2 protein-coding genes and 1 pseudogene are annotated in these 21,304 nt (G+C 76.0%); all 3 read left to right on the top strand.

Annotated elements, in window-relative coordinates; genetic code table 11:
* The first annotated feature begins 37 nt into the window (after window positions 1-37).
* Window positions 38-9,220 (top strand): beta-ketoacyl synthase N-terminal-like domain-containing protein, encoded by a 9,183-nt coding sequence (locus tag N5I75_RS15970; RefSeq protein WP_476678076.1) that lies wholly within the window; start codon window positions 38-40, stop codon window positions 9,218-9,220.
* Window positions 9,127-10,413 carry a beta-ketoacyl reductase gene (locus tag N5I75_RS15965; RefSeq protein ID WP_476678178.1) on the top strand — a complete coding sequence of 429 codons (1,287 nt, stop codon included), beginning with the start codon at window positions 9,127-9,129 and terminating at the stop codon, window positions 10,411-10,413. The genes N5I75_RS15970 and N5I75_RS15965 overlap by 94 nt, the downstream gene beginning before the upstream one ends.
* A 99-nt stretch (window positions 10,414-10,512) precedes the next feature.
* Window positions 10,513-21,237, top strand: a pseudogene (locus N5I75_RS15960) (type I polyketide synthase); the annotation flags it as partial.
* Window positions 21,238-21,304 lie beyond the last annotated feature (67 nt).

Here is a 21,304-nt window from a genome sequence, read left to right as displayed (position 1 = left end):
GCCCCGGCCCGCCCGGTTGTACAAGGAAGTGACACACGTGGCTGACGACGACAAGTACGTGGAATACCTCAAGCGGGTCACGGGCGAACTGCGGCAGACCCGCCGCAAGCTGCGCGAGGCCGAGGAGCGCAGCAGCGAGCCCGTCGCCATCGTGGCGATGAGCTGCCGCTTCCCCGGCGGCGTCCGGACGCCCGAGGATTTGTGGCGCCTGGTCGACGAGGGCGGGGACGCCATCGGACCGCTGCCCGAGGACCGCGGCTGGGACATCGCGGACCGCTACGACCCCGACCCCGACCGCCCGGGCACCTTCTCCACCCGCGAGGGCGGCTTCCTCGGCGACGCCGCCTCGTTCGACGCCGCGTTCTTCGGCATGAGCCCCCGCGAGGCGCTCGCCACCGACCCGCAGCAGCGCATCCTCCTCGAAGCGTCCTGGGAGGTCCTGGAACGCGCAGGGATCCGCCCGCAGTCCCTGCGCGGCAGCGCGACCGGCGTCTTCGTCGGCGCCGCCACCTCCGGTTACGGGCAGGGCCCGGTCGAGGTGCCCGAGGACGTGCACGGCCTGATGCTGGCCGGAAACGCGACGTCCGTCGCCTCCGGCCGCATCTCCTACGTGCTCGGCCTGGAGGGGCCCACCGTCACCGTCGACACGGCCTGCTCCTCCTCGCTGGTCGCCCTGCACTGGGCGGTGCAGGCGCTGCGCGCGGGGGAGTGCGACCTCGCGATGGCGGGCGGTGTCGCCGTGATGGCCACGCCCGGCCTGCTCTTCGAGTTCAGCCGGCAGCGCGGCCTCGCACCCGACGGCCGCTGCAAGGCGTTCGCCGACTCCGCCGACGGCACCGGCTGGTCCGAGGGCGTCGGCCTGCTCCTGGTCGAGCGGCTCTCCGACGCCCGCCGCAACGGACACCCCGTCCTCGCCGTGGTGCGCGGCTCCGCCGTCAACTCCGACGGCGCCTCCAACGGCCTGACCGCGCCCAACGGGCCCGCCCAGCAGCGCGTCATCGAGCAGGCCCTCGCCAACGCCGGAATCACCGCCGCCGACGTCGACGCCGTCGAGGCGCACGGCACCGGCACCACCCTCGGCGACCCGATCGAGGCGCAGGCGCTCCTCGCCACCTACGGGCGCGCCAAGGACGCCGAACAGCCCCTCTTCCTGGGCTCCCTCAAGTCCAACCTCGGCCACACGCAGGCCGCCGCCGGTGTCGCCGGTGTCATCAAGACGGTCATGGCGCTCCAGCACGGGCGGCTGCCGCGCACCCTCCACGTCGACACGCCGTCGACCCACGTCGACTGGGACGCGGGGCACGTCCGGCTGCTCACCGAAGCCGCCGACTGGCCCGTCACCGAGGGGCGTCCGCGCCGCGCCGCCGTCTCCTCCTTCGGCATCAGCGGCACGAACGCGCACACGATCCTGGAGGCCGCCCCGGAGGAGAGCGAGGAGCCCGGGGACGCCGAGAAGGCGCCCGCCGCACGGCTTCCGCTCGCCCCCTGGCTGCTCTCCGCGCGCGGCGCCGACGCCCTGCGCGGACAGGCCGCCCGCCTCCTCGCCCACGTAGAGGCACACCCCGGCGACGACCCGCACGTCACCGCGCGCGCCCTCGCCACCACCCGGCAGTCCTTCGAGCACCGCGCCGTCGTCCTCGCCGAGTCCACCGACGCCGCCCGCGCCGCCCTCGCCGCCCTCGCGGCCGGGGAGGAGCACCCGGCCGTCGTCACCGGCCGCACCCTGCGCGGCGCCACCGCGTTCCTCTTCTCCGGGCAAGGTGCCCAGCGCCCCGGCATGGGCCGCGAGCTGTACGCCCAGTTCCCCGCGTTCGCCCGCGCCTTCGACGAGATCTGCGCGCACCTCGACCCCGAACTCGGCCTCTCCCTGCGCGACGTGGTCCTGGACGGCGCCCCGGACGACGAGGCGCTGCGCGAGACGGGCCTCGCCCAGCCGGCCCTCTTCGCGATCCAGGTCGCCCTCTTCCGCCTCCTGGAGTCCTGGGGCATCGCCCCCAAGTACGTCCTCGGCCACTCGCTCGGCGAACTGTCCGCCGCGCACGTCGCCGGGGTGTGGTCCCTGCCCGACGCCTGCCGGCTGGTCGCAGCCCGCGGCCGGCTCATGCAGGCGCTGCCGCAGGGCGGCGCCATGGTCGCCGTCGAGGCCGCCGAGGACGAGGTCACCGCGCTGCTCGACCCGCACGGCGACGCCGTGTCCGTCGCCGCCGTCAACGGCCCGCGCGCCACGGTGATCTCCGGTGACGCGGCCGTCGTCGAAGCCGTCGCCGCCGAACTCGGCGCCCGCGGCCGCACCACCCGCCGCCTGCGCGTCTCGCACGCCTTCCACTCGGCGCGCATGGACGCCGTCCTGGACGACTTCCGCGCGGTCGCCGAGACCGTCACCGCGCACAAGCCGCGGCTGACCGTCGTCTCGAACCTCACGGGGCGCCCCGCCACCGCCGACGAACTCGCCTCCGCCGACTACTGGGTGCGCCACCTGCGCCACGCGGTCCGCTTCGCCGACGGCGTCGACTGGCTCGCCGCCCACGGCGTCACCCGCTACCTCGAACTCGGCCCCGACGCCACCCTCACCGCGCTCGCCCGCACCTGCCTGCCCGACGACACCACCGACCGCGTGTGCGTGCCGCTGCTGCGCAAGGACCGGCCCGAGGCGGCCACGCTCCTCGCCGGTGTCGCCACCGCCCACGCGCACGGCGTCCCCGTCGACCTCGACGCCCTCCTCGGCCAGGACCCCGCCGACCCGCGCGTCGACCTGCCCACGTACGCCTTCGACCGCGACCGCTACTGGCTGCGCCCCGCCCTCACCACCGCCGACGTCACCGGCGCGGGCCTGACCGGCACCGGGCACCCGCTGCTCGGCGCCGTCGTCCGCGTCGCCGACGACGACCGGGTGCTGCTCACCGGGCGCCTGTCCACGCGCGCCCAGCCGTGGCTCGCGGACCACACCGTGTCCGGCGCCGTCCTGCTGCCCGGCACCGCGTTCGTCGAGCTCGTGCTGCGCGCCGGTGACGAGGTCGGCTGCGGCCTCCTCGACGACCTCACCCTGGAGGCGCCGCTCGTCCTTGCGACCGACAGCGGCGACACCGGCGTCCAGCTCCAGATCGCGCTCGGCGCGCCCGAGTCCGACGGCCGCCGCCCGGTCACCGTGTACGCGCGGCCCGACGCCGACGACGACAGCCCCTGGACCCGGCACGCCACCGCCGTGCTCGCCCCGGCCCCGGCCGAGCCGGCGACCGGCCTGGCCGCCTGGCCGCCCGCCGACGCCCAGCCGGTCTCCCTCGACGGCTTCTACGAGGGCCTCGCCGCGCAGGGCTACCAGTACGGCCCCGTCTTCCAGGGCCTGCGCGCCGCCTGGCGGTCCGGCGACACCTGGTACGCCGAGATCGCGCTCCCCGAGGACCAGCACCGCGACGCGGCCCGCTACGGACTGCACCCCGCCCTGCTCGACGCCGCGCTGCACGCCCAGCTCACCGGCGACGGCAGCGACGGGAGCGGTGGCGGCTTGGGGCTGCCGTTCGCGTTCAGCGGCGTGAGCCTGCACGCCGTCGGCGCCACCGCACTGCGCGTCCGCCTCGACCGCGGCCCCTCCGGCGCCGTCCGCCTGACGCTCGCCGACGGTGCCGGTGACCCCGTCGCCACGGTGGACTCCCTGGTCAGCCGCCCTGTCGCAGACGGAGCCCTGCGCGCCGCCCGCCCCGCCGACAGTGCCCTCCACGCGGTGCGCTGGAGCGCCGTGGAACTCACCGACGCGCCGGACACCGACGGCTGGCGCCTGGCAGGACAGGATCCGGCCGACGGCCTCGTCCCCGCGTGGCCCGCGCTCGGCGGGGACGACGACACGTCCTGCACCGTCGCCGTCCTGCCGGTCGCCTCCCGCCCCGGGGAGACGGCCACCGACGTGGCGGGCCGCACCCTGACCGATCTCCAGACCCTCCTCGCCGACCCGCGCACCGAGGACGCCACGCTCGTCGTGGTCACGCGCGGCGCCGTCTCCGTGGGCGGTGAGGACGTCACGGACCTGTCCGCCGCCGCCGTCTGGGGCCTGGTCCGTGCCGCACAGACCGAGAACCCGGGCCGTCTCGTCCTCGCCGACGTCGACGACACCGACGCCTCGCGCGCGGCGCTCGCCGCGGCCGTCGCCGTCGCCGGGGGAGCGGCACAACTCGCGGTGCGCGACGGCCGGTTGCTGATCCCCGCGCTCACCCGCGCCACCCCCGCCGCTGACCAGGTACCCGTCTGGGACCCGGACGGTACGGTCCTGATCACCGGCGGCACCGGCGCGCTCGGCGCCCTGGTCGCCCGCCATCTGGTCGCCACGCACGGCGTGCGCTCCCTGCTGCTGCTCTCCCGGCGCGGCACCGACGCCCCCGGGGCCGACGACCTCACGGCCGAACTCACCGCCCAGGGCGCCGACATACGCGTAGAGGCGTGCGACGCGGCCGACCCCGTAGCCCTCGCCGCCGTCCTGGCCGCGCTCCCCGCCGGCCGGCCGCTGCGCGCCGTCGTCCACACCGCCGGGGTTCTCGACGACGGTGTCCTCGGCTCGCTCACCCCCGAGCGGCTCGCCGCCGTCCTGCGCGCCAAGGCGGATGCCGCGCTCGCCCTGCACGACGCGACCCGGGACGCCGACCTCACCGCGTTCGTCCTGTTCTCCTCCGCCTCGGGCCTCCTCGGCGGCGCCGGGCAGGCCAACTACGCCGCCGCCAACACCGTCCTGGACGCCCTCGCCCACCACCGCCGCGCCAACGGCCTGCCCGCCACCTCCCTGGCCTGGACCCTGTGGGACCACGACAGCGGCATGACCGGCGGGCTCGGCGACGACGACCGGCGCCGCATCGCCGCCTCAGGACTGCCCGCCCTCGACCCGGACCAGGCGCTGGTCCTGCTCGACGAGGCCGTGGCCGGTGACGAGCCGCTGCTCGCGCCCCTGCGCACCGATCCCGCCGCTCTGCGCGCCGCCGCCATCGCCGGGCGCCTGCCCGCCCTGCTGCACGGACTCGTCCCGGCGCCCGCCCGCCGCACGGCCCGCGCCGCCGACACCGACTCCTCCGCGCTCGGCCGCAAGCTCGCCGGGCTGTCCGCGCCCGACCAGGAACGGCTCCTCCTCGACCTGGTGCGCAAGCACGCCGCCGTCGCCCTCGGGCACGGTTCGGCCACCGCCGTCGACGGGGAACAGTCCTTCAAGGACCTCGGGTTCGACTCCCTCACCTCCGTCGACCTGCGCAACCGGCTGAACGCCGAGACCGGTCTGCGGCTGCCCGCCACCCTCGTCTTCGACCACCCCAGGCCCAGCGCGCTCGCCCGCCACCTGCTCGGTCAACTCGCGGGCACGAGCGAGCAGTTCGCCGCCACCACCGTCACCGCCGGACAGGACGACCCGGTCGTCATCGTCGGCATGGCCTGCCAGTACCCCGGCGGCGTCACCTCGCCCGAGGACCTGTGGCGGTTCGTCTCCGAGGGCGGCGACGCCATCGGCGCCTTCCCCGCCGACCGCGGCTGGGACCTGGACCGCCTGCCCGGCCTGGAGGCCGGATTCCTGCACGGCGCCACGCACTTCGACGCCTCCCTGTTCGGCATCTCGCCCCGCGAGGCCCTCGCCATGGACCCCCAGCAGCGCCTCCTCCTGGAGACCTCCTGGGAGACCTTCGAACGCGCGGGGATCGACCCGCTGTCCCTGCGCGGCAGCAGCACCGGCGTCTACGTCGGCGCCATGGGCTCCGGCTACGCGTCCGGCCTCGCCGACATCCCCGAGGGCATGGAGGGCTACATCGGGCTCGGCGTCTCCGGAAGCGTCATCTCCGGCCGCGTCGCCTACACCTTCGGCCTGGAAGGGCCGACGATGACCGTCGACACGGCCTGCTCCTCCGCCCTGGTCGCCCTGCACCTCGCGGCGCACGCGCTGCGCCAGGGCGAGTGCGCGATGGCCCTCGCCGGCGGCGTCACCGTCATGGCCACACCCGGCACCTACACCGAGTTCACCGCGCAGAACGGCCTCGCCGCCGACGGCCGGTGCAAGGCGTTCGCCGCGTCCGCCGACGGCACCAGCTTCTCCGAGGGCGTCGGCATGCTGCTCCTCGAACGGCTCTCCGACGCCCGCCGCAACGGGCACCCCGTCCTCGCCGTCGTCCGCGGCTCCGCCACCAACCAGGACGGCGCCTCCAACGGGCTGACCGCCCCGAACGGGCCCTCCCAGGAGCGCGTCATCCGGCAGGCCCTCGCCGCCGCCGGCCTGTCGGGGGCCGACGTCGACGCCGTCGAGGCGCACGGCACCGGCACCACCCTCGGTGACCCCATCGAGGCGCAGGCCCTCTTCGCCACCTACGGCCGCGAACACACGGAGCAGCAACCGCTGATGCTCGGCTCCGCGAAGTCCAACTTCGGGCACACCCAGGCCGCCGCGGGCGCCGCGGGCGTCATCAAGATGGTCATGGCGATGCACCACGGCGAACTGCCGCGTACCCTCCACGTCGACGCACCCTCCCCGCACATCGACTGGTCCAGCGGCACCATCGACCTGCTCACCGAAGCCCGCCCCTGGCCCGCCCGGGACGACCGGCCCCGCCGCGCGGGCGTCTCCTCCTTCGGCATCAGCGGCAGCAACGCCCACGTCGTCCTGGAGGAACCCCCCGCCGCCCTCCCCGTTCCCGAGCGGCCCGCGCCCGCCGTCGTGCCGCGCGTGCACCCGGTCTCCGGACACACCCCGGACGCGCTGCGCGCCCAGGCCGCCCGCCTGCGCACCCACCTGCTCCAGCACGACGACGAGGCCCTCGACGCCCGCGACCTCGCGCACAGCCTCGCCGCCGCCCGCAGCCCGCAGGCGCACCGGGCCGCGATCGTCGCCGCCGACCGGGACGAGCTGCTCGCCGGGCTCGCCGCCCTCGCCACGGGGGAGACGGCCCCGCACGTCGCCACCGGCACCGCCGACGGCGGAACGCTCGCCGTCCTCTTCAGCGGCCAGGGCGCCCAGCACCCCGGCATGGGCCGCGCACTCCACGCCGCGCAGCCGGTCTTCGCCGAGACCTTCGACACCGTCTGCGCCGAACTCGACCGCCACCTCGACGGACCGCCGCTGCGCGACGTGGTCTTCGCCGACGAGGGCAGCGCCGAGGCCGCGCTCCTCGACCGCACGGCCTACACCCAGGCCGCCCTGTTCGCGTTCGGCACCGCCGCGCACGCGCTGGCCGCGTCCTGGGGCGTACGCGCCGACGTGCTCGGCGGCCACTCGATCGGCGAGCTGACCGCCGCGCACGCCGCCGGGGTGTTCGACCTCGGCGACGCCTGCGCACTGGTCGCCGCGCGGGGCCGGCTCATGCAGGCACTGCCCGAGGGCGGTGCCATGGCGGCCCTGGAGGTCACCGAGGCCGAGGTCCTGCCGCTGCTCGACGGCCGCGCCGAGCGCGTGGCGATCGCCGCCGTCAACGGTCCCGTGTCCGTGGTGGTGTCCGGCCGGGCGGAGGACGTGGACGCGATCGCCGCCGAGTTCGCCGGGCGCGGCCGCAAGACGCGGCGCCTGCGCGTCTCGCACGCCTTCCACTCGCCGCTCATGGACGCCATGCTCGACGACTTCCGGGCCGTCGCCGAGCGCGTCCGCTACGACGCGCCGACCGTCCCGGTGGTCTCCAACCTCACCGGTGCTCTCGCGACCGGCGACGACCTGATCACCCCTGACTACTGGGTGCGTCATGTGCGCCAGGCGGTCCGCTTCGCCGACGGGGTGAGCGCCCTGGAGGCGGCAGGCGTCACGCACTTCCTCGAACTCGGCCCCGACACCACCCTGACCACGCTCGTGCGGGACGGTGTCGGCGACCCGGCATCGGTCACCGCCGTCTCCCTGCTCCGCCGCGACCTCCCCGAGGAGCGCACCGCCCTCCTCGCGGCGGCGGCCCTGCACGTCGAGGGGCGAGCCGGCGTCCCGGTCGCGCCTCTCGACGCGGGGGCGCGGATCGTGTCGCTTCCGACCTACGCCTTCCAGCGGGAGCGCTTCTGGCTGGAGACGTCGGCGGTCCCGGCCGCCACCGCCTCCGGCGAGGACGCGGCGTTCTGGGAACTGGTGGAAGCAGCCGACCCGGCCGCGCTCGCCGAGCGGCTGTCGGTCGACGCCGACGCACCGCTCAGCGCCGTCCTGCCCGCGCTCGCCGCGTGGCGGGACGCGGACCGCACGCAGGAGGAGCTGAGGCGCTGGGAGCACCGGGTGGTGTGGCGCCCCGCCGCCGAGGGCGGTGCCGCCACGCTCACGGGAACCTGGCTCGTCGCCGTACCCGGCAGGCTCGCCGGCACCCCGTGGGCACGCTCCGTCACCGACGCGCTCAGCACGCACGGGGCGCGGGTCCGCGTCCTGCCCGTGGACTGCGCGAGCGCCGATCGTGAGGGCTTGGCCGAGGCTCTGGCCGATCTGCGCGGGGACGGCGCTTCTGCCGTTGCCGACGGTGCCGGTCTGCCTGTGGCCTTCACCGGTCCGGGCCGGGACGGCGATGGCGCCGCCAACGGCGCCGGGGCCTTCGTCAGTCCGCGTCGGAATGGCGATGGCGCCGCTGCCGACGGTGCCGGTCTGCCCACCGCCCCCACCGATCCGCACCGGAACGGCACCAACGCCGACGCAACCATCGCCCCCGTCGGCCCGAGCCAAGACCCCACCCCCGCTTGGACAGGCGTCCTCTCCCTGCTCGCCGCCGACACCGAGCCCCTGCCCGGGCACGAAGCCGTTCCCGCCGGGCTCGCCGCCACCACCGCTCTCCTCCAGGCCCTCGCCGACGGCGCCGCCGGGGCCGACCCCGTCCGCCTGTGGGCGCTCACCGCCGGGGCGACCGGGGTCCTCGGCACGGAGGCGCCCGCCGTACCCGAGCAGGCCGCCGTCTGGGGCCTGGGACGGACCGCCGCCCTCGAACACCCCCAGCTGTGGGGCGGCCTGGTGGACCTGCCCGCGGGCACCGAAGCCGCTGTCGCCGCCGATGTGGCCCGGCGCCTCGTGGCCGTCCTCGCCGACCCCTCCGGTGAGGACCAGGTCGCCGTCCGCCCGCCGGCACCTTCCTGCGCCGCCTCGAACACGCCCCGGCCGGGCCGACCCCGAGCACCCCGGACTGGACTGGCGGGACCGTCCTCCTCACCGGCGCCACCGGCGCGCTCGGCCTGCGCACCGCGACCTGGCTCGCCGCGCAGGGCGCCGCGCGCATCGTCGCCGTCAGCCGGTCCGGCGCGGGCTCCGACGGCGCGGCCCGCCTGAAGGACGCCCTCGCCGACACCGGCACGGAACTCGTCCTCGCCGCCTGCGACACCGCCGACCGTGACGCGCTCGCCGCGCTGCTCGCCGAGCACCCCGTCGACGCCGTCGTGCACACCGCCGGCGTCCTCGACGACCGGCTCCTGGACGGCATGGACCCCGGCGCCCTGGACCGCGTCCTGCGGCCCAAGCTGGCCGCCGCCCGCAACCTCGACGCACTGACCCGCGACCGCGACCTCACCGCGTTCGTCCTGTACTCGTCGGTCTCCGGCACCCTCGGCACCATCGGGCAGGCCAACTACGCCGCCGCCAACGCCTACTTGGACGCCCTCGCCGAGACACGCAGGGCCGCCGGTCGGCCCGCCACCTCCCTGGCCTGGGGCCCCTGGGGAGGTGGCGGCATGGCCACCGCCGACGCCGACACCGAGGCCCGGATGCGCCGCAGCGGCATCAACCCGCTCGACCCCGGCAAGGCGGCCGACGCCCTCGGCCGGGCCGTCGCCCGCCCCGACGCGGTCCTCGCCCTGGCCGACATCGACTGGGCCCGCTTCGCGCCCGGCTTCACCACCTCCAGGCCAAGCCCGCTCCTCGCCGACCTCCCCGAGGTCCGCGACGTGCTCGCGCAGCGCCCGGAGACCACGTCGGGCGCGCCCGAGGCCCTGCGGGACCGGCTCGCCGGACAGTCCGCCGCCGAACGCGAACGCACCCTGACCGCCCTCGTGCGGGCCGAGGCCGCCGCCGTTCTCGGCCACACCGGCACCGACCGGGTCGGCGCCACCACCGCGTTCAACGCGCTCGGTTTCGACTCCCTCATGGCCGTCGAACTCCGCAACCGCATCGGCGCGGCCACCGGCCTCGCCCTGCCCGCCACGCTCCTCTTCGACCAGCCCAGCGCGCAGGCGCTCGCCGGTTACCTGCGCGGGCGGCTCACCGAGGACACCGACGGCGCGGCGGCCGTCCTCGCCGGACTCGACTCCCTGGAGGCCGCTCTCGACGGGCTGTCCGAGGACGACGCCCGGCGCGACCGCATCGGGGCCCGGCTCCAGTCGCTGCTCGGACGGTTCGGCGGAGGCACGGCCACCGTCGCCACCGCGCCCGCGACCACGGACGGCGGCGACGACGTGAGCGACCGGATCCACTCCGCCGGCGCGGACGAGATCTTCGACTTCATCGAGAACGACCTCGGCATCTCCTGACGAGACGGCTCACGAGACGGCTCACGAGACGGCTGACGAGATGGCCACGGGACCTAGAACGGGTGAGAACACATGACCGATGAGGACAAGCTCCTCGGCTACCTGAAGAAGGTCACGGCCGACCTGCACCAGACGCGCCAGCGCCTGGCCGCGGCCGAGGCACAGCAGAGCGAACCCATAGCGATCGTCGCGATGGGCTGCCGCTTCCCCGGCGGCGTCGGCGACCCCGACGACCTGTGGCGCCTGCTCGACCAGGGCACCGACGCCATGACCGAGTGGCCGCGCGACCGCGGCTGGGACGTCGACGCGCTCTACGACCCGACGCCCGGAACCCCCGGCCGCAGCTACACCCGTACCGGCGGATTCATCGACCGCGTCGGCGACTTCGACGCCGGGTTCTTCGGCATCTCGCCCCGCGAGGCCGTCGGCACCGACCCGCAGCAGCGCATCCTGCTCGAAATCTGCTGGGAAGCCCTCGAACGCGCGGGCATCGACCCGCTCGCCCTGCGCGGCAGCCGCACCGGCGTGTTCTCCGGTACCAACCTCCAGGACTACACGACGCTGCTCAGCCACTCCGACAACGCGGGCGACGACGGCGTCGGCAACTCGCCCAGCGTCCTCTCGGGCCGGATCTCGTACACCCTGGGCCTGGAGGGCCCGGCCGTCTCCGTCGACACCGCCTGCTCCTCCTCCCTGGTCACCCTGCACCTGGCGGCGCAGGCGCTGCGCGCGGGGGAGTGCGACCTCGCCCTGGCCGGCGGCGTCACCGTCATGTCGACGCCCACGATCTTCCTGGAGTTCAGCCGCCAGCGCGGCCTGTCGGCGGACGGCCGCTGCCGCGCCTTCGCCGACGCCGCCGACGGCACCGCCTGGGGCGAGGGCGCGGGCGTCCTCGTCGTCGAGCGGCTCTCCGACGCCCGCCGCAACGGCCACCCCGTCCTCGCCGTCCTGCGCGGCTCCGCCGTCAACCAGGACGGCGCCTCCAACGGCCTGACGGCCCCCAACGGCCCGTCCCAGGAACGTGTCATCTGGCAGGCGCTGAAGTCCGCGCGCCTCGTGCCCGCCGACGTCGACGCCGTCGAGGCGCACGGCACCGGCACCACCCTCGGCGACCCCATCGAGGCCCAGGCCCTGCTCGCCACCTACGGCCAGGACCGGCCCGCCGACCGGCCGCTGCTGCTCGGCTCCGTCAAGTCGAACATCGGCCACACCCAGGCCGCCGCAGGCGTCGCGGGGATCATCAAGACGGTGCTCGCGCTGCGCGCGGGACGGCTGCCCGCCACCCTCCACGTCGACCGGCCCAGCGAGCACGTCGACTGGAGCGCCGGACGCGTCGAACTCCTCACCGAGGGCCGCGCCTGGCCCGACACCGGCGACCGGCCACGGCGCGCGGGCGTCTCCTCCTTCGGCGTCAGCGGCACCAACGCCCACGTCATCCTCGAACAGGCCCCGCCGACCGAGGAACCGGCCCCGCAGACGGAGCAGAACGCCACCCCCCGCCCCCGCGCCTTCACCGTCTCGGGCCGCACCGCCGCCGCCCTGCGCGACCAGGCGGGCCGCCTCGCCGCGCACCTCCGCGCCGCCCCGGACGCCGCGCAGCGACCCGCCGACCTGGCCTGGTCCCTCGCCGCCACCCGCCCGGCTCTCGAACACCGCGCCGCAGTCGTCGCCCCCGACCTCGACGTACTCCTCCGCGGCCTGACCGCCCTCGCCGACGGCACACCCGACCCGGCCGTGGTCCGCGGCGTCGCCGACGCCGAGGGCGACCCCGTCTTCCTCTTCCCCGGCCAGGGCCCGCAGTGGGAGGGCATGGCCGTCGAACTGCACGCGGCCGACGCCCGGTTCCGTACCGCTTTCGACGAAGCCGCCGCGGCCGTCGAGGCGTTCACCGACTACCGCGTCCTCGACGTCCTGCGCGGCGCGCCCGGCGCCCCGCCCCTCGAACGCCTCGACGTCGTCCAGCCCACCCTCTTCGTCGTCTGCGTCGCCCTCGCCCGCCTGTGGATGGCGTGCGGGGTACGCCCCGCCGCCGTGGCGGGGCAGAGCCAGGGCGAGATCGCCGCCGCGCACATCGCGGGCGTCCTCACGCTGGAGGACGCGGCCCGCGTCGTCGTCACCCGCTCGCGCGAACTGACCGCGATCACCGGCCGCGGCGGCATGGTCGCCGTCCCGCTGCCCCTCGCCGAGGTCGAACGGCTCCTCGCCCCCTACGAGGGCCGGATCTCCGTCGGCTCGGTCACCGGGCCGCGCTCCGTCACCGTCTCCGGCGACGCCGCACCGCTCGCCGAACTCCTCACCCGCCTCACCGACGACGGCATCCGCGCCCGCCGCGTCCCCGTCGACTACGCCTCGCACTGCGGCCAGGTCGAGGAGGTCAAGGACGCCCTGCTCGCCGGGTTCGCGCCGGTGCGCCCGCGCCCCGCCGAGATCCCCTTCCACTCCACCGTCACCGGCGCCCGCGTCGAGGACACCACCACCCTCGACGGCGCCTACTGGTACGAGAACATCCGCCGCACCGTCCGTTTCGAGACCACCGTGCGCTCCCTCGCCGACGCCGGCCACCGCGTCTTCGTCGAGGCGGGCCCGCACCCCGTCGTCACCACCGCCGTCGGCGACATCCTGGAGGACCTCGGCATCACCGACGGCGCGGTCCTCGGCTCCCTGCGCCGCTCCGAAGGCGGACCCGAGCGGTTCCTCGCCTCCGTGGCCGCGCTCGCCGTCCGGGGCGGCCCGGTCGACTGGGCCGCCGTCCACGACGAGCCCGCCCACCGCGTCGACCTGCCCGTCTACGCCTTCCAACGCCGCCGCTACTGGCCCGGGTTCAGCGCCGACGACACCCCCGAGTCCGCCGCGGGCACCGCCGACGCGCCCTTCTGGGAGGCCGTCGACTCCGGCGACCTCACCACCCTCGCCGCCGCCCTCGACCTCGACGAGGCGACCGTCGCCACCCTCGCCCCGGCCCTCGCCGGCTACCGGCGCCGCAGCACCGACCGCGCCACTGCCGACCGCTGGCGCTACCGCATCGCCTGGTCGCCGCTCCAGGTCACGGACGCGCCGTCGCTGAGTGGCCGGTGGGCGCTCGTCGTGCCGCGCGGCCACGAGGACGGGCCCGAGGCCACCGCCGTACGGGAAGCGCTGACCCGCGCGGGTGCCGAGTGCCTGCCCGTCGTCGTCGATCCCCGAGCCGACCGTGCGGTGCTCGCCGACGCCTTGGCCGACGAGGTCACCGATACCCGCGGCCTGCTCTCCCTCCTCGCCCTGGACGACACACCGCACCCGGCGCACCCCCAACTGCCCGCCGGGTTCGCCGCCACGGTCGCCCTCGTCCAGGCGATGGACGACCGCAACGCCCGCCTCCCCGTCTGGTTCCTGACCAGCGGCGCCGTCGCCACCGGCGCCGACCCCGCGCCCGCCCGCCCCGCCCAGGCCCTGGTCTGGGGCTTCGGCCGTGTCGTCGCCCTGGAACAGTCCGACAGCTGGGGCGGCCTCGTCGACCTGCCCGAGCAGTGCGACGCGCGCGCCGCCGACCGGGTCGTCGCGGTCCTCGCCGGGACCGACCACGAGGACCAGGTCGCCGTCCGCGCCACCGGCGTCCTCGGCCGCCGCCTGGAGCGCGCCGCCGTCGGCGGACGGCCCGGCCGCCGCGCCTGGAACCCGCGGGGCACCGTGCTTGTCACCGGCGGCACCGGCGCCCTCGGCCGCCACGTCGCCCGCTGGCTCGCCCGCACCGGCGCCGCACACCTGCTCCTGGTCAGCCGCTCGGGCCCCGACGCCGAGGGCGCCGACGACCTGCTCGCCGAGCTGACGGCCACCGGCGCCACGGCCGACCTCGTCGCCTGCGACATCGCCGACCCGGCCGACCTCGCCGCGCTCCTCGCCGCCATCCCGGAGGAGCGGCCCCTGACCGCCGTCTTCCACACCGCCGCCGTCCTCGACGACGGCGTCATCGGCTCCCTCACCCCCGAGCGCCTCGCCGAAGTGCTACGGGTCAAGGTCGGCGGCGCCCGCAACCTGGACGCCGCCACCGCCCACCTCGACCTGTCCGCGTTCGTCCTCTTCTCCTCGTCGTCCGGCGTCTTCGGCAGCCCCGGACACGGCAACTACGCCCCAGGCAACGCCTACCTCGACGCCCTCGCCGAGGACCGCCGCTCCCGCGGCCTGCCCGCCACGGCGATCGCCTGGAGCGGCTGGGCCGACGGCGGCATGGCCTCCGGCACGGTCGGCGAACGCCTCCAGCGCCACGGCGTCCGCCTCATGGACCCGGCCGTCGCCTGCACCGCGCTCCAGGACGCCCTCGAACAGGACGACACCACGCTCGTCGTCACCGACATCGACTGGGAGGTCTTCGGCGCCGAACTCGACAAGGGCCGCCCGCGCCGCCTCTACACCGGCCTTCCCGACCTCGAACGGCTCCGCGCCCAGCGGCCCGCCGCCCCGAGCGGCTCCGAGGGCGACGGCGACGACGTGCTCGCCGCGATCGCGGCCCTCGGCGACGCCGACCGGCGCCAGGCCCTCCTCGAACTGGTCCGCGCGCACATCGCCTATGTCCTCAACCACCCCAGCCCCGACGACGTCGAACCCGCCCGCGCCTTCCGCGAACTGGGCTTCGACTCCCTCACCGCCGTCGAGCTGCGCAACACCCTCGGCGAGGCGACCGGCATGCGCCTGCCCGCCACCCTCGTCTACGACTACCCGACCCCGGCCGCCCTCGCCGAGCACCTCAGCGAGCGCCTGGCCCCGGCCGCCGACCGCGCCGTCTCCGGCGGTCTCGACACCCCGGCCCGCCAGGAATCCGCCGAAGACCCCGTCGTCATCGTCGGCATGGCCTGCCGCTTCCCCGGCGACGCCGACACCCCCGAGCGGTTCTGGCAGCTCCTGCGCGACGGCACCGACGCCCTCGGCCCCTTCCCCGAGGACCGCGACTGGGACGTGGCGGCCCTGTACGACCCGGAGCCCGGCAAGGCGGGCCGCTCCTCCACCCGCGTCGGCGGTTTCCTCGACGGCTTCGCCGACTTCGACCCCGGCGTCTTCACCATCTCGCCCCGCGAGGCCCTCGCGATGGACCCGCAGCAGCGGCTGCTCCTGGAGATGGCGTGGGAGTCGTTCGAGCGGGCGGGCATCGACCCGCGCGGCCTGCGCGGCAGCCGTACCGGCGTCTTCGCGGGCACGAACTACCAGGACTACACGTCCCGTCCCCTCGCGCCCGGCGACGAGGTCGGCGCCCACCTCGGCACCGGCAACTCGGCCAGCGTCCTGTCGGGCCGGGTGTCGTACACGTTCGGCCTCGAAGGCCCGGCGGTCACCGTCGACACCGCGTGCTCGTCGTCCCTGGTCGCCCTGCACCTGGCGGCGCAGGCCCTGCGCAACGGGGAGTGCGATCTCGCGCTGGCCGGCGGCGTGACGGTGATGTCGACCCCGGGTCTGTTCGTCGACTTCAGCCGTCAGCAGGGTCTCGCGGCGGACGGCCGGTGCAAGGCGTTCGCGGACGGGGCCGACGGTACGGGCTTCTCGGAGGGCGGCGGTCTGCTGCTCGTGGAGCGGTTGTCCGACGCGCGGCGCAACGGGCACCCGGTGCTCGCGGTGGTGGCGGGGTCGGCCGTCAACCAGGACGGTGCGTCCAACGGGCTGAGCGCGCCGAACGGGCCCTCGCAGCAGCGGGTCATCCGCGCCGCGCTCGCCTCCGCCGGACTGTCCTCGCGGGACGTGGACGCGGTGGAGGCGCACGGCACGGGCACCAAGCTGGGTGACCCGATCGAGGCGCAGGCTCTCCTTGCCACGTACGGCCAAGATCGTGACGCCGAGCGGCCGTTGTGGCTCGGCTCGGTGAAGTCGAACGTCGGTCACACGCAGGCCGGTGCCGGTGTGGCGGGTGTGATGAAGATGGTGCTCGCCATGCGGCACGGTGTGCTGCCCGCGACGCTCCATGTGGACGCGCCGTCCTCACACGTCGACTGGGAACAAGGCGCCGTTTCTCTGCTGACCGAGGCGCGGGAGTGGCCGGACACGGGGGAGCGTCCGCGCCGTGCGGGCGTGTCCTCGTTCGGTATCAGCGGGACCAACGCCCACATCGTCCTGGAAGCGCCGCCCGAGGAACCGCAGGGCGAGGAGCCCGCCGCGTGGACCGGCCCGGTGCCCTGGGTCCTCTCCGCCCGCACCCACGACGCTCTGCGCGACCAGGCCGCCCGGCTGCTCGACCACGTCGCCGCGCACCCCGACGTCCGGCCCGCCGACACGGCGCTTGCGCTGGCGACCACCCGGGCCTCCTTCCCCCACCGGGCCGTCCTCGTCGGCGCCGACCACGACGGGCTCACCACGCGACTGCGTGCGCTCGCGGACGGATCCACGCTGCCCGCCACGGCCCGCTCCGGCGGCAAGACCGCGTTCCTCTTCACCGGGCAGGGCGCCCAGCGCCTCGGCATGGGCCGCGAACTGCGCGCCGCCTACCCGGTGTTCGCCGAAACCTTCGACGCCGTGTGCGAGCGCGTCCCCGGACTCGACAAAGCCGTGTCCGGCGACGACGCCGAACTGCTCCACCGCACCGAGTACGCCCAGCCCGCCCTGTTCGCCTTCGAGGTGGCCCTCTACCGCCTGCTCGCATCCTGGGGCGTGCGGCCCGACCTCGTAGCCGGACACTCCATCGGTGAGATCGCCGCCGCCCACGTGGCGGGGGTGTTCGACCTGGACGACGCCTGCGCTCTCGTCGCCGCCCGGGGCCGCCTCATGCAGGCGCTCCCGCCCGGCGGGGCGATGGCCTCCGTACGGGCCGCCGCGGACGAGGTGCTGCCGCTGCTCGCCGGGCGCGAGCACGACATCGGCATCGCCGCCCTCAACGGGCCCGAGGCGACCGTGATCTCGGGCACCGAGGCGGCCGTCGACGAGATCTGTGCCGACTTCTCGGCGGCCGGACGGCGCACCACCCGGCTGCGGGTCAGCCACGCCTTCCACTCGCCCCTGATGGATCCGGTGCTCGACGACTTCCGTGCCGTCGCCGCCCGCGTCTCGTACGCCGAACCGACCCTGCCCCTGGTCTCCGGGCGGACCGGCGAGAGCGCCACGCCCGGACTGCTCACCGATCCCGAGTACTGGGTGCGGCACGTACGCGAACCCGTCCGCTTCCACGACTGCGTCACCCACCTGCACGGCCTCGGCGCCCGCCGCTTCCTCGAGGTCGGGCCCGACGGCCCGCTCACCACGCTCGCCGAGAGCGCGCTGGCCGAGCGGGAGGCGTCGGGCGCGGACGAGTCCGTGTTCGTGGCGGCCGTCCTGCGCGACAAGCCCGAGACGGAACGCCTGGTCACGGCTGTCGGCACGCTGTTCACGCACGGCGTCGCACCCGACTGGGCGGCGATGCTGCCCGGCGCCCGCGTCGTGCCGCTGCCCACCTACGCCTTCCAGCGGCAGCGGTACTGGCTGCCGACCGTGGCCTCGGCCGGCGACCCCGAGGCCGCCGGACTGCGCACCGCCGAGCACCCCTTCCTCGGCGCCGAGATCACCCGCCCGGACTCCGACGACTTGCTGTTCACCGGGCGGCTCTCCCTGCGCAGCCACCCCTGGCTCGCCGACCACACCGTCCTCGGCCAGGTCATCCTGCCCGCCACCGGCTACCTCGACCTCGCCGTGCACGTCGGCGACCGCACCGGCTGCGGCCACCTGAGCGAACTCACCCTGCTGAGCCCGCTCGTGCTGCCCGCCGAGGGGGCCGCGCTGCTCCAGGTCACCGTCGACGGCGCGGACGACACCGGCCGCCGCGCCTTCACCGTCTGGTCCAGGACCGCCGGGGACGACGGCGACTGGCGGCGGCACGCGCAGGGCGTCCTCGCCCCGCAGGCGCCGCCCGCCCCGGCCGACGAGCTGACGGCCTGGCCGCCGCCGGGCGCCCAGGAGATATCTGTCGGCGACCCGTACGCCGCCTTCGCCGCCGCCGGATTCGCCTACGGGCCCAGCTTCCAAGGCCTCGGCACCGTGTGGGAGCGCGGCGACGAGGTGTACGCCGAGGTCGCGCTGCCCGAGCCGTACCGGCAGGACGCCGCACACCACGCCCTGCACCCCGCGCTGCTCGACGCGGCCGTGCAGACGCTGCTCGTCCGCCGACCCGGAGTACGGGACGACGAGGACGAGGCGGTGCCCATGCTGCCGTTCGCCTGGACCGGCCTGACCCTGCACGCCACCGGCGCGACCGCGCTCCGGGTACGCCTGAGCCCGGCGGACCACGAGCACGGCTACCGGGTGCTTGTCACCGACACGACCGGCCGGCCCGTGGCCACCGCCGACTCGATCACCCTGCGGGCCGTCTCCGCGGCCCCCGCCGCGGACACCGCACGGCGGCCCGAACTGCTGCGCCTGGACTGGCAGGAGCTCCTCCCGGCGCCCGACGCCCCGCGTCCGGGCACGGTGCGCTGGATCCTCCTCGGCGAGGGCGACGACCGCGTGGCCGCCGCGCTCGACGCGGCGGGGGTCCACCTGGAGACCTACGCCGACCTGGAGGCCCTCGGCAAGGCCGTCGACACCGGCATGACCATGCCCGACGTGGTGCTCGCCGCCCCCGAGGCCCACGGCCCCGCCGTGCCCGAGACGGTCCGCGGCCACCTCGCCCGCGCGCACGAGCTGATGTGCGGCTGGCTCGCCGACGAGCGGTACGCCGACGCCCGACTGGCCTTCGTCACCCGCTCCGCGATCACCGCGGGCCGCGTCGGCAGGACCGATGTGGCGGGCGCCGCCCTGTGGGGCCTGGTCCGCTCCGGGCAGGCCGAACACCCCGGCCGCTTCCATCTGGTGGACGTGGCAGCGGACATCGAGGACGGCGACGACGCCGCCCTGCTCGCCGCCGTCGCCTGCGGACGCCCGCAGACGGCTGTCCGTGGCGGCCGTGTCCTGCACCCCGATGTCGCCCCGGCCGCGACCGGCGACGCGCCCGCTCTCGCGGACGGCACGGTGCTCGTCACCGGCGCCACCGGCACCCTCGGCCGCGCCGTCGCCCGCCACCTCGTCACCCGGCACGGCGTACGGTCCCTGCTCCTCGCGGGGCGGCGCGGTCCCGCGGCCGACGGAGCGGACGCCCTTGTCGCCGAACTGACGGACCTGGGCGCCGACGTCCGTCTGGAAGCCTGTGACATCGCTGAACGCGCGGACGTGGAGCGCCTGTTGAGCCGCGTACCCGCCGATCTGCCGCTGACCGGGGTCGTCCACGCGGCCGGTGTCACCGACGACGCCGTCCTCACCGCCCTCGACGGCGAACGCTTCGACACCGTGCTCCGGCCGAAGGCGGACGGCGCCTGGCACCTGCACGAACTCACCGCCGCCCACCCGCTCGCCGCGTTCGTGCTGTTCTCCTCCGCCGCGGGCACCTTCGGCGCCCCGGGCCAGGCCAACTACGCGGCGGCCAACAGCTTCCTCGACGGACTCGCCGCCCTGCGGCGCTCCGCCGGACTGCCCGCCGCCTCCGTCGCCTGGGGCCTGTGGGGCGACGACAGCGGCATCACCGGCCGCCTCTCCGACACCGACCGGGGCCGCCTGGCCCGGGGCGGCCTGCGGCCCCTGGCCGCCGAGGACGCCCTCGCCCTCCTGGACGACGCCCTCACCACCACCGACCCCTCGGTGATCGCCGTCGCCACCGCCTCCGGGCGGTCCGGCGTACGCGCGATGGTGCGGCCCGCAGCAGCGGTGGCCGCCCGCCGGGTCGCGGCAGGAGCCCCCGCGACCGCCGGAGGACAGCTCCTCGCCGGACACACCCCCGAGATGCTGACCGGCCTCGTCCGGGAGCTGGCCGCCACCGTCCTGGGCCACGCGGGGCCGGACGCGGTGGAGCCCGACCGGCTCTTCACCGAGCAGGGCTTCGACTCCCTGACCGTGGTCGAGCTGCGCAACCACCTCGCCACCGCCACCGGCCTGAAGCTCGCCCCCACCCTGCTGTTCGACCACGCGACCCCCGAGGCGCTCGCCGCCCACCTGCACGGCAGGCTCGGTGAACAGGCCGCGCCGGACACCGCTCAGGACCGTACGGCCGCAACTGCCGTACGACCCGAGGACACCATCGGCGGACTGTTCAAGCAGGCCTGCCTGGACGGCCGGGTCGACGACGGGTTCACGCTGCTCCAGGCCGCCGCCGAACTGCGCCCGACGTTCACCTCGCCGGACGAACTCGCCACCGTCCCCGCGGCGATCCGCCTCTCGGCCGGTGACACCGCCGCCCCGCTGGTCTGCTTCAGCTCCTACGTCGCCCTCGCCGGCGTCCACCAGTACGCCCGGTTCGCCTCCGCCTTCCGCGGGCGGCGCGACGTGTGGGCGCTGCCCACCCAGGGCTTCGGCACCGGGGAGGCGCTGCCCGCCACCTTCGACGCCGTCGCCGATCTGCACGCGGACGCGGTGCTCCGCACCGTGGGCGACACCCCGCCCGTCCTGCTCGGCTCGTCCTCCGGCGGCGTCCTCGCGCTGTCCACGGCCCGGCGGATGCAGGAGCGGGGCGCCGCTCCGGCCGCCGTCGTCCTGCTCGACACCTACATGCCGCGCGCGGACTCACCGTTCCTGCGGTTCTCCCAGCAGATGCTGGGCGGCATGTTCGACCGCGAGTCGATGTTCGCGCACATGGACTCCGACCGGCTGACCGCGATGAGCTGGTACGTGGCGATGATCGGCGAATGGGAGCCGGGCCCGCTCGACTGCCCGGTCCTCCTCGTCCGCTCCACCGAGCCGCCGGTGCCCGCCGCACCCGGCGAGGAGCTGCGGCCCGAGGACTGGCAGACGTCGTGGGAGCGGGCGCACACCGTGCTAGAGGTCCCCGGCAACCACTTCACGATGATGGAGGACCACGCCCGTTCCACGGCCGGGGCCACCGACACCTGGCTGACCGGCCTCGGCGCCTGACCGGCCGCGCACGCCGAAGGGCCCGCACCCT

Source organism: Streptomyces sp. R818 (assembly GCF_056172735.1).
This window is presented reverse-complemented; position numbering and strand designations above follow the sequence as displayed.